Raw genomic sequence first — 26,732 nt, 5'->3', positions numbered from 1 at the left:
CGCCACCCACACGGAACCGCCCGGGCGATCCCGGTCGCGCACCCGATGGACACGCCCCGCCTTCGACACCACCTCCCGACACCGCACCGTCCGGCAGGGCCCGCCGCCCGAGGGAACGGGGCGGCGGGCCCTGCCGGGGAGAGGACCGGGCCATCTCGGCCGATGTCCTTACAGGACAGGTCAGTTGGAGAAGTCCTGGGTGAGCCAGACGGTGCCGTGGGCATCCCGGTAGACGGCGATGCCGATGTGGCTGAACTCGCCGCTGAGGATGTTCTTGCGGTGGCCGTCGTCCGGCGGCGTCTCGTTCAGCATGTCCTGGGTCAGACTGACGGCCATCGCGGCGATGTCCTGGGCGGCGGAGCCGACCCCGCCGCCGTAACCTATGTTCTCCCCGATGGCGTTCCACTGGACGCCCGCGGCCGTCTCCCGCGCTCCCAACTCGGCCTCGCCCGGGCACTGGTGGGACATGCCACAGCCGCCGGCCATCGTCTGGTTGTGGGCCTCGGCGCTGCGGGTCAGACCCGCCGTGATGGTGTAGGCGGGCAGGCCCTGGGCGGCCCGTGCCTGGTTGATCAGGCTGAGCACCTGCTGTACGGCGTCCGAACTCGAACCGCTCGTCGCGGACGGGGCGGTGGGCGTGGCCGTGGGGGTGGCGGCGGGGGCCTGGCCGGCCGGAGCCGACGGGGACGCGGACGGCGACGACGGGGCGGACGCCTCGGACGACGGAGCGGAGGCGTCGGACGACGGGGTCGAGGCCTGAGCGGTCGGCCGCGCGCCGTGGGAGCCCTGGTAGTCGGCGGCGGGCTGCGCGCTCTCGGTGTCCGGGGCCTGGGTGGCCGAAGCGGTCGGGGAGGCGTGGGACTTCCCGGCGGGAGCCTGACCGGCGGGCCGCGCGGCGTGCGGCGCGGTGTGCGAGCCGGCCTGGTGGCGCTGCCCCCCGGAGCCGGCCTGGTGGTGGTACTGGTGGTGCTCCTGCCACCCGGCGTAGCTCGCGTAGGTGTGGGAGCCGGGCGCCGCGGAGGCTCCGCTCGCACTCAGCAGCGGCAGCATGAGACCGGCGCCGGCGATCCCGGCGGTGGCGGCAAGACGCGGGGTGTAACTCCGGCGCGCACGGCGATGCCGGCCGGAACCTGAAGTCAGCATGGGGCGTTCCTCTGCGACGCCTGCGAGGTGAGCTGTCGGGTTCGGGCCGTGAGGTAGCCCGGCCGCACACAGAACGGCTTCACCCCGAGCCGCGACCCACCGAGCCCGGGAGCGGGCTGGGCAGGGCGCGGCGAACTACCTGGTTCCCCCGCTCCTGCCCGGTGCACTGCTCGACGTCCTGCCGACCGGTGGACAGGACTCGGCGTCCCGGCGGCAGGGTCCGCAGGTGCGAACAGCCTGAACGCTAGGCAGTTCCACCCGCCGGACACAAGTTCGTATTACGCACCTCACATAGAAATGGCATGAAAAGCTGACTGATTGCCATATTCAGTGACACATTGCCCATAAACGACCTAATCGGACACCTTTCTGACCCGACTTCCCCGGCCCCGACACCGGGTACTGCGACCCTCGGCCATCGGAGCCGGCCGGCCGCATCCCCGGTCGGCGGCCGCCGTCGCCGCGACCGGCACGGTGGACGGACGGGCTGCTCGCAGCAGCAAGAGGGCCTCACTGTCAGGCGTGGCGGCACAGTACACACCGCGTAGTACCGTTTCGCCCAAGAGGGAGAGGAGCGCGGCGGATGCAGGCGAACGACGCCCAGACTCTGGTGCTGTGCGTGCTGGCCGACGGGCCGCTGCACGGCTACGCCATCAACACGGCGATCGAGGAACTGGTCGGAGAACGACTGGGCCCCGGGAGCCTGTACGGGGCACTCAGCCGGCTGGAGGCCAAGCAGCTGATCGAGCCCGCCGAGGAGCAGGGACGCCAGCGGCCCGTACGGCTGACTCCCAAGGGCCGCCAGGTACTTGAACAGGAACTGCGGTCCATGGCGAAGGTCGCCAGGGCTGGACTGCGGAGCCTGGGGGTGAGCCCGGCTTGAGTCTCCACCGAGGCCTGGTCCGGCTCTACCCCGGCGTGTTCCGGGAGCGGTGGGGCGAGGCGCTCGAGGAGGACGCCCGGGCGGCCGGCTGGCGGGCCTGGCCGAGCCTGGCCGTCGGCATCGCGGACATGTGGCTGCACCCCGCGATCTGGCCCGCCGACCACCACGCCCAGCGCCGCCAACGGGCGGCCACGCTGGCCATAACGGTCGCTGCGCTCGGCGCACTGTCAGGGCGCGTCGCCACCGCGCAGGGCGCCCGGTTCACCTCCGCCCCCGGCGGCACCTGGGCAGGGAACACCTGCACCGTCCTGTTCCTGCTCGGCCTCGCCCTCGTCGCGCCGCTCCCCCGCCCGACCCGCGCCGCCGCGACCGCACTGGCCGGCCGGGCGCTCCGCCGGCTCGCCGCCCCCGCCCTGGTCGGGGCGGGCATGGTGGCCGTGGTGCGCCTCGGAGCGCCCTCGCTCGCCACGGGCCCCTGGCACCACCTCGCCGTCTTCGCCTACTGGACCACCCTGGCCGCCGGAGCCGTCCAGACCTGCCGGTTCTTCGCGGGCCTCGGCGGGACCGTGGTCGCAGCGCCCCCGTCCGGGCGACTCCGCCTGGGCCTGTGGAGCCTGACCGCGGCCGGCGTGCTCACCGGATCGGTCGTCCTCGCGGCCTCGGCGGCCCGTCAGACCCCCGACCACATCGCGGTGGCGGCGGGGGCGGCGCTGGTACTGCTCGCGTGGGCACTCACCGCCACCCTGCGCGACCTGCGGTCCGTGGCCACCGACTGACCGGGACCGCCGGGCCGCACCCCGCCCCTGCCGGGGCTCCGACCGGAGCCCCGGCTACGCCGGCTACCCGCCGTCGGCGCGGAGGTGGGCGAGGACGGCGAGGACACGGCGGTTGCCGTCGGTCGGGTCGAGATCGAGTTTGGTGAAGATGTTGCCCGCGTGTTTGACCACGGCGGCCTCGGTGACGACCAGCTCCCGGGCGATGGACTGGTTGTTGCGGCCCTCGGCCATCAGGGCGAGGACTTCGCGTTCCCTGGGAGTCAGCCGGTCGAGCGCCCGGGCGGCGGAGCTGCCGGCGGACCGCTGGGTGAGCAGGGTCCTGACGACCTCGGGGTCGATGACGGTCCGGCCGTCGGCCACCCGGCGCAGCGCGTCCAGGAACTCGGCCACCTCACCGACCCGGTCCTTGAGCAGGTAGCCGAGTCCGCCCCGGCCCGGGTCACCGCCCGACAGGAGCTGGGCGGCGTAGGCGGTGGCGACGTACTGGGAGAGCACCACCACCGGCAACTCGGGGTGCCGGGTGCGCAGTTCGAGGACGGCCCGCAGGCCCTCGTCGCCGTAACCCGGTGGCATCCGGACGTCGGTGAGGACGAGGTCGGGAAGGTCCGCGTCCACCGCGCGGACCAGCTCCTCGGCGTCCCCGACGGCGGCGGTGACCTGATGGCCGCCGAGGGTGAGCAGTTCGACCAGGCCCGCCCTGAGCAGGACGGAATCCTCGGCCAGGACTATGCGGAGCACGCCACCTCCCGGGCGGAGCAGGGGACTTCGACTCGCAGCCGGGTGGGTCCGCCGGCCGGACTGGTCAGCAGCAGCCGGCCCTGCAGGATCGCCAGCCGGTCGGCCAGGCCCTGGAGTCCGCCGCCGGCCGCCGGATCCGCGCCGCCGCGCCCGTCGTCGCTGATCAGCAGCGAGAGCAGGCCGTCGGCGTGGTGTCCGGCGACGGTGACCCGGGTGGCGCCACTGTGCTTGGCGGCGTTGGCGAGCGCCTCGGTGACGCTGAAGTAGGCCATGGTCTCGACCTGTTCGGGCAGCCGGTACGGCAGGTCGAGGTCCACCCGGACCGGGATCGGGTTGCGTACCGCGACCTCGGCGACGGCGGCCGCCAGGCCGTGGTCGGCGAGCACCCGGGGGTGGATTCCCCGCACCAGGTCGCGGAGTTGGTCCAGTGCCCGGCGGGCCTCACCCTGCGCGCGGGCGGCCAGCTCGGCCGCCGCCTCGCCCTGGCCGGCGCCGAGCCTCAGCCGCACCAGGCCCAGGGTCATGGTCAGCGCGACGAGTTGCTGTTGCGCGCCGTCGTGCAGATCACGCTCGATGCGCCGGCGTTCGCTCTCGAAGGCGTCGGCCAACCGGGCGCGGGAGCGGGTGAGTTCGACCACCTGCCCGGCCGGCTCGGCCTCCCGGGCGGCCAGCAGCAGCCGGGACAGCCCGATCTGGGCACCGGTCAGCAGCGCGCCCAGATAGGCGCAGCACACCAGGCCGAGCAGTCCGGCCGCGCCGCCGAGCAGGGCCTCCACCGGTCCGTCCACCGCGTGCCCGGGTAGGAGCATCACCGTCTCGGGTGCCAGGGCGGCCACGACCAGCGGCGAGACCAGGAACACGAAGGACAGGGCCAGCAGCGCGGTGAACGCGAGGTCGATGGCCGCGAAGACCAGCGCCAGCGCGCCGGCGTGGCCCAGTTCGCGCCAGGTCGCGCGCTCGCGCAGCCGGGTCCGTACCCGGTGGGCGACCCCGTGGCCGGGCCCGGCCGCCAGCACGGGGTGCGGGCTCGGTACGGTCTCCGGCTCCACCAGCCGCATCCGCCGCCGCTCGACGGCGCCCACGGGTATCCCGGCCAGCGCGGTGAGCGCGAGGATGACCAGCCCGATCCCGACGACCGAGAGTCCGACTCCCAGGACCAGCAGCACCGCCAGCAGCACGAGGGTGACCGTGCCCAGCAGCGCCCCGCTCAGCAGGTACGCCCAGCAGCGCCACGGCCAGCCCGAGTACAGGAAGCGGATCGGGCGCGCCCTCAGCGCTCCCCACAACGCGAGCCCGGACGGTTCGGCGGCCAGTACTCCGGGCATCCGTCCCCTCCGTGCCTTCGCTGGTCAAGTCACCCAACCGTAGTCGACGGCCGGGTCGGCGGGGGATCGGTGGCCGGGTCGGCCGGGGACCGGCGGGGTCGGAGGCGGGACCGGCGGGGTCGGACCGAACCCGGAGGCGGACACCGTGTGCTGAGAGCCGGTCAGCCGAACGGTGGACCGGCTCGGCCTTCCGGTCGGTACAGCGGTTCAGCCGCGGTTCCGGTAGATCGACCGATGCGCGGACTGCCGTGGCGTTGCGACGCTGGAGGCCACCCGAGAGAGGAGAAGACCCACCGTGAACACCCGCAACGCACAGCCCGCCGCCCCGTCCGACCAACTCCCGAGCCATCCACGCAGCCTGACGGCTTTTCGCACCATGAAGCGCCTCGTCGGCGGCTACATCGCCCTCAGCCTGCTCACCCTCGTGGCCGCCTGCCTGCTCCGCCGTGATCCCGGGCTGGTGAACGCGACGGTCTGGATCCGGGGCACGATCGTCGTCCTCACCTCCCTGCTGATGCTCTCCTTCGTCGTCGGCGCCTCGCGCGGCCACCGCCGGGCGTATCTGCGGCTCCGAATAGCCTCGGGCGCCATGGTCGCGGCCATCGCCGTCCTCGTGCCGCTCCCCAATCTCCTGCCGCTGTGGATGAGGATCGAGCAGGGCGCGTGCGGACTGCTCCTCCTGGGCGTCGTGGCGATCGTCAACGGCAGGCACCTGCGCTCGCTGTTCGCCTCCGGATAGCCCGCGCCGGTCACGGCTAGATTGTCCGGTGGAACGGCAGCTTGAGGGGGCGTGGATGAGGGGTCCGGTGCGACACCGACTCGTGTCGGCGACCGTTGTGCCATATGCGCTGCTGGCGGTCCTGACCGTCGTCACGGTGGTCGCCGAGCGGCGGTCCTCGGGCGGGTCCCTCTTCATCGACCTGGCCCTGTGCGCGCTGGCCGCGGTCTGGATGCTGTGGGTCTTCACACTGCATCCGGCCTGGCGCGAGCGTGTGCCGGTGATGGCGGTGTTCTTCACCGTGCTGATCGTGATCACGGCGGTCCTGGTGGTCAGGGAGCCGTGGTTCGGGCTCTTCACACCCGCCGGGTACATCTACGCCTTCAGGGTGCTGCGCTGGCCGTGGCAGCCGGTCGGCGTGGCCGCGGTGGCGGTGGTGGCGGGCACCGCGCAGGCCTACGGCGTGGACAAGACCACGCTCTCGGGCCAGGCCGTGTACGTCGCCATCCTGGCCGCGAACGTGATCCCCATGTGCGGCTTCGCCTGGTTCTCCCGGCGCGGCACCCGGCAGAACGACGAGCGCGATCAGGCGCTTCGGAAGGCACACGAGGCGAACCGCAGGCTGGCGGCGACGCTGGCGGAGAACGCGGCCCTGCACGAGCGGCTACTGGCACAGGCGAGGGAGGCCGGCGTGCACGACGAGCGGCAGCGGATGGCGCGGGAGATCCACGACACCCTGGCGCAGGGGCTCACCGGGATCATCACCCAGCTACAGGCGGCCGAGCATGCCGAGGCCGATCCGGCGGGACGGCGCAGGCACGTCCGGGCCGCGACCAGGCTGGCGAGGGAGAGCCTGTCCGAGGCGCGGCGATCGGTGCACGCCCTGCGCCCCGAGCCACTGCGGACGGCACGGCTGAGCGAGGCACTGGCAGGCGTGGCCGGCCGCTGGTCGGCGCTGCACGGGATCCCGGTCCAGGTCACCACGACCGGTACGGCACGGCCGATGCGGCCGGAGGCGGAGGTCGCGCTGCTCAGGTGCGCCCAGGAGGCGCTGGCCAACGTGGCCAAGCATGCGGAAGCGACCAGGGTGGGGGTGACGCTCTCCTATCTGGAGCACGAGGTGGCCCTGGACGTGCGCGACGACGGCGACGGCTTCGATCCGGCCCGGCTCACCACCGGTGTCTTCGGCGGTTTCGGCGGTTTCGTCGCCAATGGCGGTGGCGGCGCCAGTGGCGATGGCAACGGCACCGACGCTCCGCGCGCGGATCGCGGCGGGTTCGGCCTGGTCGCGATGCGCCAGCGGATCGAGGGGCTGTCGGGGACTCTGCAGGTCGAGTCGGAGCCGGGCGGCGGCACCGGGATCTCGGCCCGCGTCCCCGCCGAGTCGGCGGAGGTGGACGCGTGAGCCGCCCCACCGCCGCGATCAGGCTGCTGATCGCCGACGATCATCCTGTGGTCAGGGACGGCCTGAGCAGCATGTTCGCTCGCGATCAGGAGTTCGAGGTGCTCGGCGAAGCTGCCGACGGAGCCGAGGCGGTCCGGCTCGCCGAGACGCTGCGGCCGGACGTGGTCCTGATGGACCTGCGGATGCCCGGCATGGACGGGGTGAGCGCGATCAGGGAGCTGACCAGGCGTGGGAGCAGCGCACGCGTGCTGGTGCTGACCACCTACGACACCGACAGCCATGTGCTGCCCGCGATCGAGGCGGGCGCCACCGGTTACCTGCTCAAGGACGCTCCCCGTGACGAGCTCCTGCGGGCGGTGCGGGCGGCGGCCCGGGGCGAGGCCGTACTCGCGCCCTCGGTGGCGGCCCTGCTGATGAACCGGGTACGCGCCCCCGCCCCGGGGCCGCTCAGCAAGCGGGAGCTCGAAGTCCTCCAGTTGGTGGCGGCCGGGGCTGCCAACCGGGAGGCCGCGGCCAGACTCTTCATCACCGAGGCCACGATCAAGTCCCATCTGCTGAACATCTACGCCAAGCTCGGTGTCGGCGACCGAGCCGCCGCCGTCACCGAGGCGTTCAACCGGGGGCTGCTCGTACCGCAGCCACCGGAGCGGCCCTGACCACCAGGATTCCGGGTGGGGCCGTTGTCCCGGCCTGCGTGGCGGAGGCCAACTCACCGTTGTTGTCTGGAGGTTCAGCCGTGGCGGCACACCGCAACAGGGCACGGGAGGCGGTGTGCGGGGCAGCCGGGTCCGCCCCGGGCCGGGCGGCTACTCGCCCGGGAGTGCACGCGGGTTCCCGTCAACCGGTCGCACCGCATCCGGCACCGGGCCGGGCGGGGTGGGGACGGCCCGGCCGTCGAACCGGCGGGGAGAAAACGGCGGGGAGAGCCGCCGGGAAGAACCAGTGACTCGGGAGGACCGACAGGAGGGACCGGTAGGAAAAACCCGGTAGGGAAAACTCGACCATCGAAGTCGAGCCAGCCCTCCTGACCTGGCCCTCGCCTGGCCGGTGCAATGACGGGGTGATGACCGAAGCGCTCCGACGCCCCGCTGCCGCACCCGTTCCGGCTGCCCCGTCCCGCTGGAACCGACCCGCGATCCGGGCGGCAGGCTGGCTGGTCGCGGCGGTGTGGGCGGGGTCGTTCCCGCTGCTGTCCGGGCTGGCGCCGCACCGGCTCTGGGGGCTGTTCGCGGCGGCGGGCTATCTGCTGGCGGCCGGGGTGGCGCTCCGGGAGCCCGCTTCGCGGGCCGGCCGGGCCTCGGCCCTGGTGGCGCTGACCGGCGCGGTGGTGCTTCCGCTCGCGGTGCTGGTGGCCTGCGGGCAGGGGCAGTCCGAGGTCATGGTGATCGAGCGGTCGGCGGACCTGCTGGTGCACAGCGGCAGCCCCTACCTCCCCGACCCGCGGCGGGTCGAGGACTTCACCCCGTACCTGCCGGGGATGACCCTTTGGGGGCTGCCCCGGGTACTGCTGGGCGCGACCCCGCTCGCGGACGCACGGCTGTGGTGCGCCGCCGCGCTGATGGCCTGCCTGGTGGCCGGGCGGGTGGCGCTGCGGCCGACCGGGCGGTGGGCAGCCGGGCGGTGGACAGCCGGAGGACGAACGGCAGCCGGACGGCCGTCGTTCGGGACCGGGCTGATCACGCTGACCGCCTCACCGGTGGTGGCGCTGCCGCTCTGCGTCAGCGGGGTGGATCTGCCGCTGACGGGTGCGTGCTGCCTCGGTCTGGCGTTCGCCGCCCGTGGACGTCCGGTCGCGGCCGGGGCGGCGCTGGCGCTGGCGTGCTCGCTCAAGTGGTCGGCCTGGCCCGCGCTTCCGGTCGCGCTCGCGCTGCTCGCCGCCGTGTACGGCGGACGCGCGGCGGTCCGGTGTGCGCTCGTCTGCCTGGCCGGTACGGCGGCGCTGGTGCTGCCGGCCGCGGTCGTCGCGCCACACCGGATGATCGAACAGGTGCTGGCGTTCCCCACCGGGCGGGCGGCCGTCCCGACCCCGGCGAGCAGCCCGCTGCCGGGCCGGCTACTGGCCGACCTGGGCCCGGCAGGGTGGTTCGCGGCCGTCGCCCTGCTGGTGGCCGGCGGTGCCGTGCTCGCGCTGTCACTGCTGCTGCGTCCGCCCGCCTCCCTGGTCGCCGCCGCCGATCGGCTGGCCCTGGGTCTGACACTGGCCTTCACGCTCGCCCCGGCGGGCCGCTTCGGCTACCTGGCGCTGCCGCTCGTCCTGGTGGTCTGGTCCCGCCTGGCCGCACCGCCCCGCGCTCTGGTGCGGCAGGCTCCGGTCACACCCGGGCCGCGCCTCGGCCGGGACGGCATGAGGCCGGCAACCGGCGACCGCACCCCGCAGCGTCAGTCGGCCGGACGGTCCCGAGCCGCGTGAGGACTCCGGGCGCCCGCACCGGGGCGGTCGGCCGACTGGAGACCGGGCAGGATCCCGCGGGCCTCCCCGTCTGCCAGCCCGGCCGACGACCGGCACTCCGCAGCCGGGGCGCCCCGGCACGGCGAAGTACCGAAGGAGCGGACAACTCCCCTACCTCCCAGGAAGGTTGGTTCACAACCCGGGAACGAACTGCACCAGAAGGTCGATCAGCTTGATCCCGAGGAACGGCAGCACCAGACCGCCGAACCCGAACACCCGCAGGTTGCGCGTGAGCAGGTCGGAGGCCGAGGAGGGCCGGTAGCGCACGCCGCGCAGGGCGAGCGGGATCAGCGCGACGATGATCAGCGCATTGAAGATGATCGCCGAGGTGATCGCGGACTTCGGGCTGTGCAGGGCCATGATGTTGAGGTGGTGCAGCCCGGGGTAGGCGCCGGCGAACATCGCCGGGATGATCGCGAAGTACTTGGCGACGTCGTTGGCGATCGAGAAGGTGGTCAACGCCCCTCGGGTGATGAGCAGTTGCTTGCCGATCTCGACGATCTCGATCAGCTTGGTCGGGTTGGAGTCCAGGTCGACCATGTTCCCGGCCTCCTTGGCAGCCGAGGTGCCGGTGTTCATCGCGACGCCCACGTCGGCCTGGGCCAGCGCGGGCGCGTCGTTGGTGCCGTCACCGGTCATCGCCACCAGCTTGCCGCCCTCCTGCTCCTGCCGGATCAGGGCGAGCTTGTCCTCGGGAGTGGCCTCGGCGAGGAAGTCGTCCACCCCGGCCTCCTCCGCGATGGCCTTGGCGGTCAGCGGATTGTCACCGGTGACCATCACGGTGCGGATGCCCATCCGGCGCAGCAGCGCGAAACGCTCCCGGATCCCGTCCTTGACCACGTCCTTGAGCTGGATCACGCCCAGGACCCGTGCGCCGTGCCGGTCGTGGACCGCGACCAGCAGCGGGGTCCCACCACCCGAGGAGATGATCTCCACCGCCTGGTGCGCCTGCGGCGGGACCTGCCCTCCGCTCTCGTACACCCAGGCGGAGACGGCGGCCGACGCGCCCTTGCGCACCCGGACGGTCGGGCTGCCGTCGGGCCAGTCGAGGTCGACGCCGCTCATCCGGGTCTGTGCGCTGAACGGGACGAACTCCATCCGGCCGAGCTCCCCCTCGGCCCGTTCGCGCAGCCCGTACCGCTTGGCGAGGACCACGATCGAGCGGCCCTCGGGGGTCTCGTCGGCGAGTGAGGAGAGCTGGGCGGCCTCGACGAGCTGGGCGGTCTCGACGCCGGGGAGCGGGACGAAGCGGGTGGCCTGGCGGTTGCCGAAGGTGATGGTGCCGGTCTTGTCCAGCAGCAGCACGTCCACGTCGCCCGCCGCCTCCACCGCCCGGCCCGACATCGCCAGCACGTTGCGCTGCACCAGCCGGTCCATGCCCGCGATGCCGATCGCGGAGAGCAGTGCGCCGATCGTGGTCGGGATCAGTGCCACCAGCAGTGCCACCAGGACGGTCAGGGTCTGCTCGGCACCCGCGTAGATGGCCAGCGACTGGAGGTTGACGATGCACAGGATGAAGACGATGGTCAGGGTGGCGAGCAGCAGGTTGAGGGCGATCTCGTTCGGGGTCTTCTTCCGCTCGGCGCCCTCGACCAGAGCGATCATCCGGTCCATGAAGGTCAGTCCGGGCTTGGAGGTGATCCGGACCACGATCCGGTCGGAGAGCACCCTGGTGCCGCCGGTCACCGCGCTGCGGTCGCCGCCGGACTCGCGGATCACCGGCGCGGACTCACCGGTGATCGCCGACTCGTCCACGGCCGCGACGCCCTCGACCACATCGCCGTCGCCGGGGATGCTCTCCCCCGCCTCGACCACCACGAAGTCGTACTGGCGCAGTTCCTCGGCCGGCACCGCCTCCTCCTCGCAGTGCTCCAGGCCCACCCGCCACCTGAGCAGCCGCCGGGCGACCGTCCCGGTCCGCGCCTTGCGAAGCGACTCCGCCTGCGCCTTGCCGCGCCCCTCGGCGACCGCCTCGGCGAGGTTGGCGAACACCACGGTGAGCCAGAGCCAGGCGCTGATCAGCCAGGCGAAGACGCTCGGCATGACGACGGCCGAGAAGGTGGTGAGGGCCGAGCCGACCTCGACCACGAACATCACCGGGTTGCGCAGCATCAGCCGGGGATGCAGCTTGCGCAGCGCCTCCGGGAAGGAGGTGATCAGCTGCCTGGGGTCGAAGAGCCCGCTCGGTGCCCGATGCCGGTGTACGGCAGTCGGGTTGGGCGCGCGGCTGGTGACGGTACGGACGTTGACGTCCCTCTCGGGAGCCTGCTGGAGCATGGGGCGGACCTTCTCGTACGGGCCTGCGACGGGGAGGTGTGCAGCGCGGGGGGCGGAGGGGGAGTGCGGCCCGGTACACGGGCACGGGCCAAGCGGCAGCCAACCGTGCGAGCGGACCGGCCCGCCGTGGCTCTGACGCCTTCCTGACGGTCCGCCAGGGAAGATTGACACCGGCTTGACACCCTCGACCCGCCGACCCGGCCCCCTTGCGTCAAGGTCACGTCAAGGTTTCCGGTAGTCGCGTACGACGTGCGTCAAGCACCGCTATCCGCCGGGCCGTTCGGGGTCGAATGGAGTCGGGAAGTCAGCAGCGACAGGTTCACCGTGGCAGGCGCCCTCACCCGAGGCGCCCGGAACGCCGATGGGAGCGGATGGCGATGAACGACAGTGCCCGTGTGGTAGTCGGGGTCAACGGATCGTTGAGCAGCCTGGCGGCGCTGCACCGCGCCGTGGAGGAGGCCGCCCGGCGGGGCGCGGTACTGGTCCCGGTCACGGCCTGGAGCCATACCGATGCCGAACGGCTGCGCCCACCATCGGAGTTGGAGCATTCCGCGCACCGGCTGATGGACGTCGTGTTCGCACAGGCCTTCGGCGGTTACCCGGACGGCATGGTGATCCGCCCGGTGGTGGTGCACGCCGACCCGGGCCCGGCCCTGGTCAGGGTCGCCGACCGGCACACCGATCTGCTGGTCCTCGGCGCGAGTCGGCGCAGCCGCCTGCGGCACGTCATCCACGGCTCGGTGACCCGCTACTGCCGCTCGCACGCCGGTTGCGAGGTGCTGGTCGTCTCGCCGTCGCAGCTGCTGGAGAGCCTGGAGTTCACCGTGCGCAGCGGAGCGCCGATGCCCCGGCTGTCCGGCCGGGCGGCGGCCTGGGCCCGTCCGGCGGGCACGGGCACCTACTGACCGTCCCGCTCAGCGGCCGGCCTTTGGCGGAGGCTGAAGACGAAGGTCGCGCCTCCGCCCGGGGTCTCCTCGGCCGACAGTTCGCCGTGCATCGCCTCGACGAAGCCCTTGGCCACCGCGAGGCCGAACCCCGTACCGGTCTCCCGTACTCCGCCCGGCCGGCTCCGGCGCCCGCGCAGCGGCTGGAAGATCCGCTCACGCTCCTCGGGTGCGATGCCCGGGCCCCGGTCGATCACGCGCACGACCACCCGGTCCGCCACGGCGCCGACGTCTACCCGGACCGCCGTGCCCGGCGGCGACCAGGCCTGCGCGTTGGCCAGGACGTTGGCGAGCGCGCGCTCCAGCAGCCCGGGATCGGCCTCGATCGGCGGCAGTCCACCGGTGGGGCCGATCACGAGCTCCGCTCCGTCGCCCGGCAGGCTGGCCGCGGCCGCCCGCAGGACCTTGCCGACCGAGGTCGCCCGGAGTCCGACCGGGAGCCGGCCGGCCCGCAGCCGGCTGAGGTCCAGCAGGTTGGCGACCGAGTGGTTCAGCCGCTCGGCCTCGGCGGTGATGGTCTCGGCCTCGGGTGCGGCGTCGAGCCGGCCGGCCGCCGCCCGGATGGCGGCCAGTGGACCGCGCAGGTCGTGGGCGACGGCCTCCAGCAGGGTGGTGTGCAGGGCGTCGGTACGGGCCAGCGACTGGGCGGCGGCCGCCTCCCGGGTGAGCCGCCGGTGCTCCTCGGCCAGCCGCAGCTGGGTCACGAACGGGCCCAGCAGCCTGGTGTTCTGCTCGTCGATCGCCCCGCCGGCCAGGACCAGCACGGTGCCCTGCCCGAGTTCGGCGGCGAACGGCGCGTCCTCGGGGCGGGCGGGCAGCGGGCCGCCGGAGACGGCGACCGGGCGCCAGCCGGCACCGGTCGGCGCCAGGATGCCCGCCGCCTCCAGCCGGAACACCCGGCGCAGCTCGGCCAGCAGACGGCGCAGCGTGCGGCTCTCACCCCGCACCGTCTCCCCCGCCAGCCTGGTGAGGGCCTGCACCTCGGCCCGTGCCCGGGCGGCCTCCTGGGAGCGGCGGGTCAGGCCGTCGATCAGATGGCTGATGATCCCCGCGACACACAGGAACACCCCCAGCGGGACCAGGTCGGCGCCACTGCTGACCGCCAGGCTGTGCCGGGAGGAGGTGAAGAAGTAGTCCGCGGCCAGGGCCGAGGTCAGCGTGGTCCCGGCGGCCGGTGCCAGCCCTCCGAGACCGGCCACCCCGGCGACCAGCAGCAGCAGGCAGAGCAGCGCCCCGGACAGGTCCAGCGAGTGGCGCACCGGTGACAGCATCGCGGCCAGCGCGAGCGCCCCGAGCGGCCCGAGCAGCCAGGCCGTCCACCGCCGCCGGGCCGGGACGCGGGCGGGCCGCCGGGGGCGCGGCCCGCCCGGCAGCACCGTCTGGTCGGGCGAGGGCGGCGGCAGCACCCGGATGTCGATCGGACCGGCCATCCGGATCACCCGGTTGATCACCGAACCGGTCAGCAGCTCCCGCAGCCTGGAGCGGCTGGTCGGACCGAGCAGGATCTGGGTGGCGCTCTCGGTCCGGGCGAAGTCCACCAGGGTCCGGGCCACGTCCGTGCCGCCGATCTCGACGTAGCTGCCGTGCAGTTCGCGCAGCAGGGCGCGCTGGGCGGCGAGCGCGGGCGGCTCGTAGCGGATCGCGCCGTCGTCCGCGCGGACGTGGACGCCGATGAGGTCCCCATGCACCCGGGCCGCCGTCCGGGCGCCGCGCCGGATCAGGTGCTCGCCCTGGGGTGCGCCGTTGAGGGCGACCAGGATCCGCTCCTTGGTCTCCCAGGGGGCCCGGATGCCGTGCCTGGCACGGTAGTCGGCGAGTTCCTCCTCCACCCGGTCGGCCAGCCACAGCAGCGCGAGTTCGCGCAGCGCACCCAGGTTCCCGGCACGGAAGTAGTTGTCCAGGGCGACGTCGATCCGGTCGCTGGGGTAGATCTCGCCCTGCGCCATCCGGGTGCGCAGCGCCTCCGGGCTGAGGTCGACCAGTTCCACCCGGTCGGCGGCGCGCACCACGGCGTCGGGGATCTGCTCGCGCTGCACGATGCCGGTGATCTGCTCGACCACGTCGCTCAGGCTCTCCAGGTGCTGGATGTTGAGCGTGCTGGCCACGTCGATACCTGCCCGCAGCAGCTCCCAGACGTCCTGCCACCGCTTGGTGTTGCGGCTGCCGGGGACGTTGGTGTGCGCGAGCTCGTCCACCAGCGCGAGGGCCGGACGGCGGGCGAGCACCGCGTCCAGGTCCATCTCGGTGAGGTCCATCCCCCGGTAGCGCACGGTGTGGCGGGGCACCACGGGCAGGTCGCCGAGCTGCTCCTCGGTGCCGCTGCGGCCGTACGTCTCGGCCAGCCCGACCACCACGTCCAGGCCGCCCGCGCGCAGCCGTCTGCCCTCGGCCAGCATGGCGAACGTCTTGCCGACTCCCGGCGCGGCGCCGAGGTAGACGCGCAGCCTTCCACCGCCAGCGGCCACGGGGGATCATTCCTTGGTTCGCGGATCCGTCCAGGTTCAAGATAAGCCGGGTCCGGCCCGCCGGGCGCTACGGGCGCTTGGCGGGGTGGGGGTTGCCGAGGTACGGGAAGCCGTCCAGCAGGTCGGTGTGGGCGGGGATGTGGTCGGTGGTGATCTTCCCGCCGGTGACCATGGCGAGCCTGGCCGAGGTCACGTCGTCGGTGAGGGTCCGGCCGTTCGGGTAGGCCGCGGGCTCGGTGCGGTCGTAGCGCAGGACGTCCGGCAGGACGGTGCGCAGGGCCCGTTCGGCGGAGGCCTGGTCGTAGCCGCCGGTGCGCTGGAGCGCGGCGGTGAACGGCGCGAGGTAGGTCGCCAGGTCGTCGGCGGGCTCGGCGGCGTTGTAGGCGTCCCTGGCGTCGTTCTCGGCGAAGTACGCGATCAGGGACGGGTGGGCGCCCCGGTCGACCGAGGTCAGCCGCCCGTTCTCGTGCAGGCTCACCCGGGCCCAGACGCCGAACGGCCCCTCGGTGCCCACGTCCTCGTCGTCCAGCTCCAGCACGATGGCCAGGACGTTCTTGTCGGCTCCCCAGTCCACACCGGTCCACTGGAAGCCCTCGGCGATGCCGTCCAGATCGGCGAAGAACGGGTCGCCGCGCAGACCGGCGAAGAACTTGTAGGTGTGGTCGACGACCACCGCCGGTTCGACGTCGAGGCCGACCGGTACGCCGCCGAGGAGCCGCTTCCCGCCGGCCTGGTGCGCGCGGGCCTGCTCACCGGTGGCCCGGTGGACGGTGGCGGTCTGCGGGCCGGCCGCGGGGTCGGAGAAGACGAAGCTGTAGGCCACGTCGGCACGGTGGTCGCCGTCGGTGTCGATGTTGAGGCGGTAGACCGCGTCGGGGTGGAAGACGGCGCCCTTGGCCGGGGCGTCCGGATGGACGTTCATGATCAGTACAGTGCGCCCGCCGTGCACCGCGAACGCGTACACATCGGTGAGGTCGAGTCTCGCGTCACCGCGCGGAGAGCGGCCGTCAGGGCCGCTGAGGTGATGGGACATGGCCTCAGGATCTTCCGGCCCGCAGACCGCCGCACCACCGGGCGCCCGCCCCCGGACACCCCCGGGAGACGGCGGGGCGGCCTCTCGGGGACGGCAGTCCCGGGGTGGACCGGTCACCGGGCCGTCCGGGTCGCGGGACGACTCCTCAGGGCCGCCCGCCGCCCTGGCGGGAGGCCCCCGGCCTCCCCCGAGCCGCGGATCACCGGGCGGTGAGGCGCCGGAGGACGAGTTCGGCGTGGACGCGGACGGCACCGGCCTGACGGAGGCCGTGGAGCACCGCGTGGAGCTCCTTCTGGTCGACGCAGGCGAGGTGGAGTTCCAGATCGGCCTCGCCGGCGAGGGCGAGCCCGGACTGCACGGCGGGGAAGTGTTCCGCCAGACGGGTGAAATCCAGCGGGTTCGGGCCGTAGCGCACCCGGACCACGGCCAGCAGCGGACGCCCCAGCGCGGAAGGGTCCACCTCGGCGCGCACCCCCGTGAGGACCCCCTCGGCGGCCAGCCGCCGCAGCCGGGCGTCGACGGCGGCCTCGGTGACACACAACCGCTCCGCCAGCGTCCCGGCGGGGGCACGCCCGTCGGCGCGCAGCGCACGCAGCAGGGCGACGTCCAGCTCGTCCAGCCGGGCGGCGGGTACCGGCAGTGGGCTCACCGCTGGGGCTCCAGCACGGTGAACGGGCGCTGCGGGGTGTCGGGAACTGCGGGGGCGACCAGCCTGGGATCCAGGACGATGTGCCGGACTCCCAGTGGAGTGATCATATCCCGCAGCGCGGGGATCGCCAGGTCGATCAACTCCTGTTCAGAGCCGAGAAGTTCATGCGCGTCCGCGGCCGATCCGAAGGCCAGGACACAGCGGCTGCCGTCGCGTCGGCGGAAGAACCGGAGCACTCTGGCATCTCCGGCGATCCGCACCGGTACATACCGGACGGTATGTTCGTCAGGCTCTTCTGGGGCGGTTTCGGTGCTGGTCACAGCGGGTCCTCCTGCTGCGAGGGAAAGCTCTGCGGAAGGCTCTGCGGATCATCCTCGACCCGGAGAGGGCACCATCGACGCTAGGCCGGATTCACGGTATCGCAAGACCTCCTGACGGCGTGTTGACCTTGAATCCCCCTCCCCTGACGCGCTCTTGACGCCCACCGGACCGATTCCGGCCCGGCCCCGGCCCCGGGCACCCGGGCATACCGGCAGGACAGAGCGGCGGAGCGACGGCGACAGGCGCAGACTGGAGGGGGCGGCACCGCTTCGGCGGCCCGTGAAAATTAGCGGAAATCCACGGGACACCAAGCCCACCGAGGGGAAAGTCACACTGGGACCGGGGATTCCAAGGGCCAGGGAGGTCGGCAGAGTTCACGGGAAGTTCACGGGAGCACAGTCACCGGAGCACGGGCGCCGGAGCAGGGGACGGGACGATGGACGGCACGGTCTGGGTCGGCCTGGCGCTGTTCGCCGGGCTCGGCGGCCTGGTCGCCTGCCTGGCGGGGCGGGCCGGGCTGCGGGAGGTCCGGCGGTTGCGGCGGGTGGGGATTCCCGCGCAGGCGCTGGTCAGGTACCGGGCGCTCGGCGAGGACGACCGGGTGGGCAGCCCGCGCCCACTGCTGCAGTTCAGCACCGTGGACGGCCAGGTGGTCGAGGTGTTCTCGCCGGTACCGTCCAGCCGGTCCCGCCGACTGGCCGACGGCGGACAGGTGTGGATCACCTACGACCCCGCCGACCCGGGCCAGGTGCTGGTGGACGGCCGCGAACGCCGCTGGCTGGAGTACACCTTCCTCGCCTGCGGCGCCGCGATAGCCCTCACCGCGCTGGCCCTGCTCACGTACGGGACCTGAGGCCGGCGGGACCGGAGTCGGCGAGGCCTGCGCCGACGGGACCGGAGTCGGCACGGGACCCGGGCGGCCGCTGGGCCGGGCCTGAGCAGCCGATGGGTCAGATGCGGCCCGCCCCCTCCGTCCGCAGCCGGCGGCGGCCGGAATCGCAGTGCCTCCGCAGCAGTGCCGCGAGTTCGCCGCCGGGCTCGACACCGAGCTCGCGCCGGGTGAGGATGCGGTACGCGTCGTAGCTGCGCAGCGCCTCCACCAGGTTGCCCTCGGCCAGGTGGGCCTCGATCAGCGACCGCTGGGCGCTCTCGCGCAGCGGTTCCACGCCGACCGCCGTCATCGCGGACTCCACCGCCTCCGCGAACCGCCCGACCCGGACCAGGTGGCGGCTCTGTGCCTCCAGTGCGTGCAGCAGCCGCTGCCTGATCCGCTCGCGCTCGATCAGCACCCAGTCGTCATACCAGCCGGGCAGCAGATCGAGTGCGTCCGCCCGCCACCTGAGTGCGCAGAGGTCTCCGGTGGTGGCCGTGCCGTCGATCAGCCGGCCGGCCCAGTCGCAGAGCACGTAGAGGTCGACCACCGTGTGTTCGCGCACCTTGAGCGCGTACTTGTCGGAGTCGAGGATGTCGATGCCGGCGGCCCTCAGCCGCCACAGCGCCGAGCGCAGATTGCCGGCCGCCCGCAGGTCGTCGCCCAGCGGCCACAGCACCCCTGCGGCATGCCGCCGTTCGACCCGGCCGCCGTTCAGGGCGACGAAGGCGAGCAGCCGTTTACTCCCCTCGGGAACCTCCAACCGCCGCCCGGCCTGGACCACGCGCGGCCCGCCGAAGAGATGCAGAGTCGGGGCCTGCCCCTGGCTTGGGATCAGTACCGGCGACTCTGTGAACTGTGCGTGCATGGACGGCCCTCCCGCTCGAAGCCCGACCTGCAGATGGTATGCGCACTTCGTCACCCCACCGTCACCTGAGGCAACCGAGGGTGACTGGACACCCTCCCGTGGCCCTCCGCACCTCAGGTCACAGGTGACCGGACACCGGTGAACTCCCGCCCTGTGGAGATCTGTTGACCCCGGCTGCCCGCATCCTCCTGCGGCCGGCCGGGTCTGTGCAGGGCCGGGCGGCAGTGGTGAGACGCGCGGTGCGCGTTCCCCGGCGCCGCCGTGCACGAAGAAGTCCCGTGCCGTGTACGGGAGTAGAGCGGGCCCTCGGCGTGTCCCCAGGTCAGCCGAAGGGAAGATCGGGTGCGCGGACCACCTGGCCGACGGTGAGCGGCTGGACCACGTCCCTGGCGGCGGTCAGATAGCCGGCGGGGACGGCGAGACCGCGCAGGACGTCGTTGTCCAAGTCCTCGGGGCGGGGCGGGTTGTGCGAGCGTTCGACGGTCTCCACCACCAAGTCCCCGAGCGGGTCGAACGGATCGAGCGCGTCCAGCCGCTCCAGGGACTCGGGCGGTGGCGCGGCCGCCGGGTCCGGGATGTGGGCGCGCAGCGCGACCTCGAAGCGCGAGGGCGCCGGTGGCGGCAGCGCGCCGGTGCCGTCCACGAGCAGCAGCACCTGCCCGTGCTGATCCCCGTGCGCCCAGCCGACCCGCAGCCCGCCGGGCCCGAACGCCTCGACCCTGGGCCAGCGCACCGGCACCCCAGCGAACGTGACCCGAAGGCGGAGCCCGGTGACCCCTCGGGCCACCGGGTAGGCCACCCCGGGCAGCAGCCAGGGCCGCAGCAGGCGGGCCGCCACCGGTACGGACCTGCCCGTCGGCCGCCGGTCCGCCTCCGCCAGCTCCGCCCTGCTCCACAGCGGGAGGGTGAACCGGCGCGGCACCCAGCGGCCCTCCGGGTCGGCGATCCGCAGCGTCGCCGACCGGCCCCGCACCCCGCCACCGCCGCAACTGCCGCTGCCGTAGCGCAGGACGAAGGCCGCCCCACCGCCGTACGCCTCCAGCGGCACCACCCGCAGCAGGGAGCGGCCGAACCGGTCGACCGGACCCTGCGCCTCCCGGTCGGCGCGGATGCCGGGCGCGATCGGCGCGCTGGTCCTGGCATCGACCGGGGAGACCGCGAGCGCGAGCCGGTACGGCATGTCGAGGGCCCCGTCATCGAGGGCTCCGCCGTCGAACGTCCAGTCCTCGCCCGACTGCTCACCGGCCGTCGCCCCGCCCATCGCTCCACCCGGCCGGCCGCTTGCCTCCGCCCTGCTTGGCACCGCTTTGCCGCCGTCCGCTCCGCCCGGCCCGCCGTCGGTCATCGCCGCACCTCCGACAGCCCGGCCGCCGCCGTGGCGGCCTCCCCGGCGGCCCGCCGGGCCAGCCCGCCGGGCCGGAGCGCCGCTCCCGGTGCGTCCACGGCCTCGGACTCCGGCGACTCGGCGGGCACCGCCAGCGGCCGCCGTCCGACCGGGATCCGCTCGGCGGAACGCCGGCCGGGCGGTGCGGCGACACTGCGCCGCCCGGCGACGAGTGCCCGGTATCCAGCCATGGCCCGATACTGCCCGACCGAACGTCACCACCGCGTTGCCGACCGCCGAGGACCGTCCGGCGACGCCCTGGTGACAGTACGTCGCGCACACTCGGCAGGCGTCCGGACGCCCAATTCCAGACCGACGACTTCCCGGACCGGGACTCCCCCGCTAACCCGCCGAGCCCTGAGCGAGCGGCCGCCGCAGGTGGGCGGCGTCGGTCAGGTACGGCGAACGCCAGACTCCGTCCGGGTGGTACACGTTGGTGCCCGGTGGGACGATCTCGTCGATCCGGTCGAGGGCCGCGTCGTCGAGGGTGAGCGAGGCGCCCTTGAGCAGGCTCTCCAGTTGGGCCATGGTCCGTGGCCCGATGATCACCGAGGTGACGGCCGGGTGCTCCGCGGCGAAGGCGACCGCCAGCTCGGGCAGCGAGCAGCCGATGCCGTCCGCGAGCTCGACCAGCTGCTCCACGGCCTCGTACTTGGCGGCGTTCGCGGGCGCGGCGGGATCGAAGCGCGCCGGGTGGAGCGCCGCGCGGCCGGCCGAGAGGTCCATCGCCGGCAGCCCGCGGGCCTCCTCGCTCGCGATCCAGCGCCGCGAGTTCCCGCTGCGGTTGCGGCCCTCGCCCATCTGGAAGTGCACCTTGGTGGCGAGCACGACGTCGTCCCGGCGGCCCTGCAGCGCCTTGCCGACGATCTCCTCGGGCTCGCCCGCCGAGTACATGTCCGCGGTGTCGACGAAGTTGACCCCCTGGTCGAGCGCGGCATGGATGGTCCGGACGCAGTCGTCGTGATCGGCGTCGCCGACCGCCCCGAACATCATGGCTCCGAGGCAGTGGACGCTCACCTCGATGCCGGTACGACCCAGGACTCGGTAGCGCACGGTCACCCTCCCCATCCGGTAGCGAACTCGTAGGCGGCGTACGTTCGCTGACGGTCGCTCCGATGCGGCGTACGTCCCGACTCCTTCGGAGTCACGAGGCCGCACCTAGGCGTTCGATTGCCCTCCAAGTCAACACCGTTACCGTGGAGGCCGTGACCACCGCATCCCACGCGTTGCTGCTCAGGGCTTGCGAAGCCACCGGACTGCCCGCCGCCCATGCCGTCGGCGCCGAACCGATGCGGCTCGGCGAGAACGAGATCTGGCGCCTCGCGCACGGCATCGTCGCCAGGATCTCCAGGACCGGCCAATCGGACGCCGCCGCACGGGAGATCGCCGTCGCCCGCTGGCTGAACGCTCTCGGCCTCCCGGCCGTGCGACCGCTCGACGGCATCCCCGGGCCGGTCGAGGTGGACGGGCGCCCGGTGACCTTCTGGCACCGGCTGCCGCCCCACCGGCCCGCCTGGGCAGCCGAGTTGGCGCTGATACTGCGCCGCCTGCACAGCCTTCCCAGGCCGCCCGAGAGCCTCCGGCTCACCAGGCTCGATCCCTTCGTCCGTCTGGCCGAACGCATCGACGGTGCGACCACCCTGGCCGGATCCGAGCGGAGTTGGCTGCGGCACCGGCTGGCCGGCCTTAACGCCGCCTGGTCCGCCGGGCCGCCGCCCGGCCTGCCGGAGACCGTGGTCCACGGCGACGCCTGGGGCGGCAATGTCGCCGTCACCTCCGATGCCGCCTATCTGCTCGACTTCGAACGGACCGGGCTGGGCCCGCCGGAGTGGGACCTGGTCTCCACCGCCGTGGACCACCGCACCTTCGGCCTGCTGACCGATGCCGAGTACGCCGCCTTCTGCACGGCCTACGGCTGCGACGTCACCGACTGGCCCGGATACCCGCTGCTGAGCTCCGTCCGGGAACTCCGCGCCGTCTGCTACGCCCTCCAGCACGCCGCCGCCGATCCGCCGCGCCACCGCGAGCAGGCGCACCACCGCCTCGCCTGCCTCCAGGGTCGGCGCGGCCCCCGCCCATGGCACTGGACCCCGCTCGGCTGACCAGCCGACAATCGTACAACTGCACTACGGCAGACCACTGTTACGACTGCTTCCGCCCTCGAACCGGCGAAGTGGCGATCGGCACCCGAAGCCCCGACGGCAGGTGGTATCACGGAGGCGACTGGGAGAGGAGTCCGCATGACCCGCTATGCCATCGACCCGGCGCGCCGTGAACTCATCGCCACCTGGGAGACCGGTGAGGGCGAACTCGCCACCCGGGTCTCCACCGTGCCCGAGGTGTCGGATCCCGCTCGGTTGAACCGGCTGACCGCGGCGCTCGCCCGGCTGTCCACCGCCGCCTGGCACACCTACACCCACCCGTCCGCGGTCCTCGACCCGCTGGAGTCCACCGGCGAGGAGTGGCGACGCGAGCAGGGACGCGGGGCGTTCGGCGAGGCCCTGCGCGCGATCACCCGCCCCGTTCTCCCGGGAGGGGAGGAGACCGTCCTGGAGTACAGCCCGCTGCTGGAGTTCGCGCACGAGGTGGGACGCGCCCTCCATGCCCTGGCCGACCGGGAGTTGACGGCGGCCGTGCGCGCCGAGGTGGGTGTCGAACTCGCGGCGGTGGAGAGCGCCGGACTCGGCGGCCTCACCGGTCGGGCCGGGCAGGCCGTACTGCTCAGCCTGGAGGACGCGTCGCCGGTCCAGGTGGCCGCCGCCGACCAGCTGTTCAGCCAGGACCCGTTCGGCCAGGAGTCGCTGTTCACCACCGTGGACCCGACCTCGGCGGCGGTCGCGGCGGCGCACTGGCTGCACGCCGCGGCCGAGATCGCCGCCGAGCGGTCCGGGCACCCGACCGCCGCGGTGATCCGCTTCGCCGACGACCTGGAGGCCCTCCCGCACGAAAGCCCCACCCACGTCCTGCAGTTACTGGAGACCGGGGTGACGCCGTACGACGCGGTCACCAACCTGGTCGGTGAAGCGCTCGAGGTCGCCGACGGCGTCCTGCCCGACCTGGTCGCCTTCCGCGCGCAGATCGCCCCGGTCGAGGAGCTGATCGCCAAGTACGGCGCCGACGACCCCAAACTCCGCGCCGAGCTCTCCCGGATCCGCCTCACCTCGCTCGACCCCCGCCGTCCGGCCCGCGATCTGCTGGAGGACCTGGTCTCCGCCGTCCACGGCTGCTGGCTGCTCTACGCCGAGCACGCCGAGGAGTCCGCGGACGGCGAGGAGCCTCGGGGCGAGGAGGCCCTGAACCGGAAGGAGTTCGCCGACCTGGTCCGGGCCAGGGCCGCCCACCACCGTGACCGGCTGATCTGAACTCCGGTAGGCCGGCTGCCCGTTGGAGAGGCCCGGCCGTACCACCTCGCCCCAAGGCGTCAGGCTCCCTCCGGAGCCGTCGTCCCCGTCCCTGACGGGGCCAGGACCGCGGCCGCCAGGCGGTCACGGAACCAGCGGTGCCCCGGGTCGGCCGAACTGCGGGGGTGCCAGGCCATTCCGAGGTCGAGAGGTTCCAGATCGAGGGGGATGGGAAAGGTGCGCAGTCCCAGTGCGGCGATGGCGTCGGGGAGCCAGTCGGCCAGGGTGAGCGCGACGAGGTCGGAGTCCCGGGCGAGCATCATCGCGCTGGTGTGGCTGGGTACCACGACCGCGATCCGGCGCCGCAGGCCGAGTTCCGCGAGCGCGCTGTCGATGGGCCCGAGGCGCTTGCCGAGCCGGGAGATGCCGATGTGGTCGGCCGCGGCGAAACGGCGGGCGTCGATCCGTCCGTCGAAGAGGGGATGACCGCCGCGGGCGACGCCGACCAGCGCCATCCGGGTGAGCCGTTGGGTCCGGACCTCCGGGTCCAGGTGCCCGAGGACGCCCAGTTCGACGTCGACCAGGCCCTGCCGCAGCGCGGGGCCGCCCTCCACCGCCTCCGGCAGGAAGACCACGTCCACGTTCGGGGCCTCGGTGTGGATCCGGTCGGTCAAGGTCCCGGCCAGCCCCGCCAGGAGCAGGTCGGTGGCCTGCACCGTGAAGGTGCGCCGGAGATGCGCGGCGTCGAAACCGGCTCCGGGCCGCAGCACGTCCTCGCAGCCGCGCAGCAGCGCGCCCACCTCCTCCCTGAGCTCCAGGGCTCGCGGGGTCGGGACCATCCCCTGGCCCGCGCGGACCAGCAGCGGGTCACCGACGGCACGGCGGAGCCGGGCCAGGCTGCGGCTGACCGCCGCGGGTGAGGTGCCGAGTCGCTCGGCGGCACGCGTCACGCTGTTCTCCTGGAGCAGGGTGTCCAGAACTCGCAGCAGATTGAGGTCCATCGGCGCTCCTGGGCCGCACTTTTGCGTCTGAGTCAACTACTGGTTGTCAATCCTTGCATTGTCGCGGCACCTGCGGTCGCCGAGAGTGGAGGTGTCCACGGAAGACGCGTGGCATCCTCATCGGCCCTTCCAAGGAGCCCTCCATGCAGCAGTCCCCCCGCGCCGGCCGAGAAGGCGACGTTCTGGCCGTCATCAGTCAGAGCGGGCCGACGGTCTCGTTCTTCGACGCCGCCGACGACCGGCACCTCGATACGATCCAAGTCCTCGCCGAGCCACACGAGTTGTGCTTCGACCCGATCCAGCGGCTGCTGTGGTGCACCGCGACGTACCACTCCGGCTACTACAACGCGAACAGCGGCCGGCGCACCGAGCTGACCGTCATCGACCCCGACACCCGCCGCATCGTCGAGGTCGTCGACCTCGCCCCGGAACACGGACCGCACGGGCTGGCGCTGGACACGGCACGTCGCCGCCTCTACGTCAGCGTGGAGGCCTCGGCGGACCGGCCCGGCGGCGTCGTGGTGATCGACACGGAGACCCGCCGGCCCCTGGGCAGGATCGACACCGACGCGCCCGGTCCACACTGGTTCGCCGTCGACCCGGCGGGACGGATCGGCTACGCCACCAACAAGGAGGCACCGTTCGTCTCGGTCGTCGACCTCGAACGGGGAACCCTCATCGCGAAGGTCGAGGTGCCGGGCAGCGAGGGGCTCGCCGTCTCCGCCGACGGCACGCAGGTCTTCGTCGCCTCGCCCTACGGTTCCTTCTCCACCCTCACCGAGCAGGGACCGGCCACCGGGATCCGTGTCATCGACGCCCGGACCGCGTCCGTCGTCGACACCCTCTCCACGGAGAACATCGTCCTGCCGGTGCACCTGACGTCGACCGGCAAGCTGCTCGCGGGCGAAATGGTCGTGGAGGCCGACCCGGAGTCCCGGCTCGGACGCCACGCGCCGGGACGCCTCACGGTGTTCTCCGCCGACACCCGCGAGCAGCTGGGCCGGATCGAGGTGGGCCGCTTCCCGCTGACCATCACCTCGTCCCCCGACGGCCGGCTCGCCTATGTGGCCTGCGCCGTCTCCTCCACCGTCGACATCGTCGACCTTCAGACGCTGGAGCGCCTTGCCCGGCTGGACATCGCCAGGCTCGGCGAGGCCGGCGCCCACGGCCTGGCCTACATCCCGCGCCCGGCCTGACCCCCGCCCACGCTCCGGCGGTGGTGCGGGGAGGTCTTCAAGCCGGCCGTGACGGCCCGAAGGCCTGAATCCGCAGCCGGGCGGCTTCGGCCGCTCACTCCGCGCCGATGCCACCCGCCGGCGCGGAGTGCCGGTCGGCACGGAGTGCGGTCGGCGCTAGTCCAGGTCGAGCCGCCGGTCCGCGAGGCAGCGCCGCCAGAGCTCGAAGGTCAGGTCGGCCTCGACCAGCGAGTCATGGACGAAACCGGTGTCGATCAGCTCCGGCCCGGCCAGCCGGCGGACGGTCTTCACCAGGTGGTCGGCCGTCTGCCGGATCCGCTCGGCGTGGGCGGCCCGCAGGCGCGGCGCGAGCGTGGCCATCAGCTCCGAAGCGCCCGGCAGATCACCGAACTCCGCGGTTCTCTCGTCGTACACCGACGGAACGGGCGGCAGTTGCTCCTCCGACAGGTGCGGTACCGGGACGCCCGGTCGCTCGGCGGGCCCGTCCTGACCGAGGATCCGGCTGACCAGCCGACGGGTCTCCTCGGAGCGCTGGACCTCGTCGGCGAGTTCCTTCAGCGCGTCCAGCAGGGGCGGGACGTCCTGCTCGTCCTCCGCCGCCACCAGCCGGGCCAGGTCCTCGGAGAGCGCCCGGCCCCGCACCGCGGCCCGGTCGAGCGCCGCGTCGCAGGCGGCCAGCTCCCCGAAGGCCCGTTCCGCCGCCTGAACCGACTGCCGCAGCCTTTCGTGTGCTTCGCCCTCGAACCGGCCCGCGGCTCCGCCGGGTTCGGAGCCCGACTGCGGCTCCTCCGACAGGTCCCCACCCGGTGTGCTCATTACCGTCCCCATGGAAGCCATCGGCGGCCCACCCCTTTCCATGATCGTTCTCACGGCCGAAGCGATCATGGACCACCTCCCACGGGAGCGCTACCCCCAAACCTGCCGGCTTCAAAGGACCGGCAGGAC

At 73.3% G+C, this 26,732-nt stretch carries 25 protein-coding genes and 1 riboswitch; of the genes, 11 read left to right on the top strand and 14 right to left on the bottom strand.

The window, feature by feature from the left end; translation table 11 throughout:
* Positions 1-180: 180 nt before the first annotated feature.
* Positions 181-1,143, bottom strand: coding sequence for a CAP domain-containing protein (locus ACSMTC_RS29060; RefSeq protein ID WP_436562679.1), 963 nt, complete (start codon positions 1,141-1,143; stop codon positions 181-183).
* Positions 1,144-1,145: 2 nt separating this feature from the next.
* A riboswitch (cyclic di-AMP (ydaO/yuaA leader) is annotated at positions 1,146-1,317 on the bottom strand.
* Positions 1,318-1,726: 409 nt separating this feature from the next.
* On the opposite strand from ACSMTC_RS29060, the gene ACSMTC_RS29055 reads away from it, so the two are divergent.
* Both ACSMTC_RS29055 and ACSMTC_RS29050 read left to right on the top strand, forming a co-directional pair.
* Positions 1,727-2,026 (top strand): PadR family transcriptional regulator, encoded by a 300-nt coding sequence (locus ACSMTC_RS29055; RefSeq protein WP_436562678.1) that lies wholly within the window; start codon positions 1,727-1,729, stop codon positions 2,024-2,026.
* Positions 2,023-2,802 carry a hypothetical protein gene (locus ACSMTC_RS29050; protein ID WP_436562677.1) on the top strand — a complete coding sequence of 260 codons (780 nt, stop codon included), beginning with the start codon at positions 2,023-2,025 and terminating at the stop codon, positions 2,800-2,802. Before ACSMTC_RS29055 ends, ACSMTC_RS29050 begins: the two co-directional genes overlap by 4 nt.
* Positions 2,803-2,865: 63 nt before the next feature.
* Here ACSMTC_RS29050 and ACSMTC_RS29045 read toward each other — a convergent pair whose 3' ends face one another.
* Together ACSMTC_RS29045 and ACSMTC_RS29040 are read right to left on the bottom strand one after the other, a co-directional pair.
* Positions 2,866-3,540: a response regulator gene (locus ACSMTC_RS29045; RefSeq protein ID WP_436562676.1), complete on the bottom strand. Its 675-nt coding sequence runs from the start codon at positions 3,538-3,540 to the stop codon at positions 2,866-2,868.
* The gene (locus ACSMTC_RS29040) at positions 3,528-4,865 is read right to left on the bottom strand and encodes a sensor histidine kinase (protein ID WP_436562675.1); all 1,338 of its coding nucleotides are present in this window, start codon (positions 4,863-4,865) and stop codon (positions 3,528-3,530) included. The genes ACSMTC_RS29045 and ACSMTC_RS29040 overlap by 13 nt, the downstream gene beginning before the upstream one ends.
* Before the next feature lie 295 nt (positions 4,866-5,160).
* Between ACSMTC_RS29040 and ACSMTC_RS29035 the strand changes: the two genes are divergently transcribed.
* The 4 genes from ACSMTC_RS29035 (at position 5,161) to ACSMTC_RS29020 (ending at position 9,398) form a co-directional block, all read left to right on the top strand.
* Positions 5,161-5,604 carry a hypothetical protein gene (locus ACSMTC_RS29035; protein WP_436562674.1) on the top strand — a complete coding sequence of 148 codons (444 nt, stop codon included), beginning with the start codon at positions 5,161-5,163 and terminating at the stop codon, positions 5,602-5,604.
* Between the two features lie 67 nt (positions 5,605-5,671).
* A complete protein-coding gene (locus ACSMTC_RS29030) occupies positions 5,672-6,988 on the top strand; it encodes a sensor histidine kinase (RefSeq protein ID WP_436562673.1) in 1,317 nt (438 codons plus the stop codon).
* Complete coding sequence (locus ACSMTC_RS29025) at positions 6,985-7,644, top strand: response regulator (RefSeq protein WP_436562672.1); 660 nt, start codon at positions 6,985-6,987, stop codon at positions 7,642-7,644. The genes ACSMTC_RS29030 and ACSMTC_RS29025 overlap by 4 nt, the downstream gene beginning before the upstream one ends.
* A 407-nt stretch (positions 7,645-8,051) precedes the next feature.
* Positions 8,052-9,398, top strand: coding sequence for a hypothetical protein (locus ACSMTC_RS29020; RefSeq protein ID WP_436562671.1), 1,347 nt, complete (start codon positions 8,052-8,054; stop codon positions 9,396-9,398).
* A 171-nt stretch (positions 9,399-9,569) separates the two neighbouring features.
* On the opposite strand, the gene kdpB is transcribed toward ACSMTC_RS29020, so the two are convergent.
* Positions 9,570-11,714 (bottom strand): potassium-transporting ATPase subunit KdpB, encoded by a 2,145-nt coding sequence (kdpB, locus tag ACSMTC_RS29015; protein ID WP_436562670.1) that lies wholly within the window; start codon positions 11,712-11,714, stop codon positions 9,570-9,572.
* A gap of 377 nt (positions 11,715-12,091) precedes the next feature.
* On the opposite strand from kdpB, the gene ACSMTC_RS29010 reads away from it, so the two are divergent.
* Complete coding sequence (locus tag ACSMTC_RS29010) at positions 12,092-12,619, top strand: universal stress protein (RefSeq protein WP_436562669.1); 528 nt, start codon at positions 12,092-12,094, stop codon at positions 12,617-12,619.
* Here the strand turns inward: ACSMTC_RS29010 and ACSMTC_RS29005 are convergent.
* The 4 genes from ACSMTC_RS29005 to ACSMTC_RS28990 all read right to left on the bottom strand — a co-directional run bounded on the left by ACSMTC_RS29005 (position 12,613) and on the right by ACSMTC_RS28990 (position 17,125).
* Positions 12,613-15,123, bottom strand: coding sequence for a sensor histidine kinase (locus ACSMTC_RS29005; RefSeq protein WP_436562668.1), 2,511 nt, complete (start codon positions 15,121-15,123; stop codon positions 12,613-12,615). The two genes, ACSMTC_RS29010 and ACSMTC_RS29005, sit on opposite strands and share 7 nt — an antisense overlap.
* A 67-nt stretch (positions 15,124-15,190) precedes the next feature.
* The gene (locus ACSMTC_RS29000; RefSeq protein ID WP_436562667.1) at positions 15,191-16,156 is read right to left on the bottom strand and encodes a DUF4331 family protein; all 966 of its coding nucleotides are present in this window, start codon (positions 16,154-16,156) and stop codon (positions 15,191-15,193) included.
* 199 nt (positions 16,157-16,355) lie between these two features.
* On the bottom strand, positions 16,356-16,805 hold the full coding sequence (locus ACSMTC_RS28995) for an Lrp/AsnC family transcriptional regulator (protein ID WP_436562666.1): 450 nt from the start codon (positions 16,803-16,805) through the stop codon (positions 16,356-16,358).
* Positions 16,802-17,125 (bottom strand): SAV_915 family protein, encoded by a 324-nt coding sequence (locus ACSMTC_RS28990; protein ID WP_436562665.1) that lies wholly within the window; start codon positions 17,123-17,125, stop codon positions 16,802-16,804. The genes ACSMTC_RS28995 and ACSMTC_RS28990 overlap by 4 nt, the downstream gene beginning before the upstream one ends.
* Before the next feature lie 437 nt (positions 17,126-17,562).
* Here ACSMTC_RS28990 and ACSMTC_RS28985 point away from each other — a divergent pair, with 437 nt between their 5' ends.
* On the top strand, positions 17,563-17,979 hold the full coding sequence (locus ACSMTC_RS28985; protein WP_436562664.1) for a DUF3592 domain-containing protein: 417 nt from the start codon (positions 17,563-17,565) through the stop codon (positions 17,977-17,979).
* Between the two features lie 97 nt (positions 17,980-18,076).
* Here ACSMTC_RS28985 and ACSMTC_RS28980 read toward each other — a convergent pair whose 3' ends face one another.
* The 4 genes from ACSMTC_RS28980 to ACSMTC_RS28965 all read right to left on the bottom strand — a co-directional run bounded on the left by ACSMTC_RS28980 (position 18,077) and on the right by ACSMTC_RS28965 (position 21,302).
* Positions 18,077-18,865, bottom strand: a complete 789-nt coding sequence (locus tag ACSMTC_RS28980) for an AfsR/SARP family transcriptional regulator (protein WP_436562663.1) — start codon at positions 18,863-18,865, stop codon at positions 18,077-18,079.
* A gap of 322 nt (positions 18,866-19,187) precedes the next feature.
* Positions 19,188-20,126, bottom strand: a complete 939-nt coding sequence (locus ACSMTC_RS28975; RefSeq protein WP_436562662.1) for a hypothetical protein — start codon at positions 20,124-20,126, stop codon at positions 19,188-19,190.
* A gap of 80 nt (positions 20,127-20,206) precedes the next feature.
* Positions 20,207-20,440, bottom strand: a complete 234-nt coding sequence (locus ACSMTC_RS28970) for a hypothetical protein (RefSeq protein ID WP_436562661.1) — start codon at positions 20,438-20,440, stop codon at positions 20,207-20,209.
* Between the two features lie 151 nt (positions 20,441-20,591).
* Positions 20,592-21,302, bottom strand: coding sequence for an aldo/keto reductase (locus tag ACSMTC_RS28965; protein ID WP_436562660.1), 711 nt, complete (start codon positions 21,300-21,302; stop codon positions 20,592-20,594).
* Positions 21,303-21,454: 152 nt separating this feature from the next.
* Here ACSMTC_RS28965 and ACSMTC_RS28960 point away from each other — a divergent pair, with 152 nt between their 5' ends.
* Both ACSMTC_RS28960 and ACSMTC_RS28955 read left to right on the top strand, forming a co-directional pair.
* Positions 21,455-22,351, top strand: coding sequence for a phosphotransferase enzyme family protein (locus tag ACSMTC_RS28960; protein ID WP_436562659.1), 897 nt, complete (start codon positions 21,455-21,457; stop codon positions 22,349-22,351).
* A gap of 138 nt (positions 22,352-22,489) precedes the next feature.
* Complete coding sequence (locus tag ACSMTC_RS28955) at positions 22,490-23,611, top strand: hypothetical protein (protein ID WP_436562658.1); 1,122 nt, start codon at positions 22,490-22,492, stop codon at positions 23,609-23,611.
* Between the two features lie 59 nt (positions 23,612-23,670).
* On the opposite strand, the gene ACSMTC_RS28950 is transcribed toward ACSMTC_RS28955, so the two are convergent.
* A complete protein-coding gene (locus ACSMTC_RS28950; protein WP_436562657.1) occupies positions 23,671-24,591 on the bottom strand; it encodes a LysR family transcriptional regulator in 921 nt (306 codons plus the stop codon).
* Between the two features lie 143 nt (positions 24,592-24,734).
* Between ACSMTC_RS28950 and ACSMTC_RS28945 the strand changes: the two genes are divergently transcribed.
* Positions 24,735-25,787, top strand: coding sequence for a YncE family protein (locus ACSMTC_RS28945; RefSeq protein ID WP_436562656.1), 1,053 nt, complete (start codon positions 24,735-24,737; stop codon positions 25,785-25,787).
* Between the two features lie 156 nt (positions 25,788-25,943).
* Here the strand turns inward: ACSMTC_RS28945 and ACSMTC_RS28940 are convergent, their stop codons facing one another.
* The gene (locus tag ACSMTC_RS28940) at positions 25,944-26,603 is read right to left on the bottom strand and encodes a hypothetical protein (RefSeq protein ID WP_436562655.1); all 660 of its coding nucleotides are present in this window, start codon (positions 26,601-26,603) and stop codon (positions 25,944-25,946) included.
* Positions 26,604-26,732: the final 129 nt, after the last annotated feature.

This window comes from Kitasatospora sp. HPM-01-4 (assembly GCF_051374625.1).
Lineage (GTDB): Bacteria > Actinomycetota > Actinomycetes > Streptomycetales > Streptomycetaceae > Kitasatospora.
This window is presented reverse-complemented; position numbering and strand designations above follow the sequence as displayed.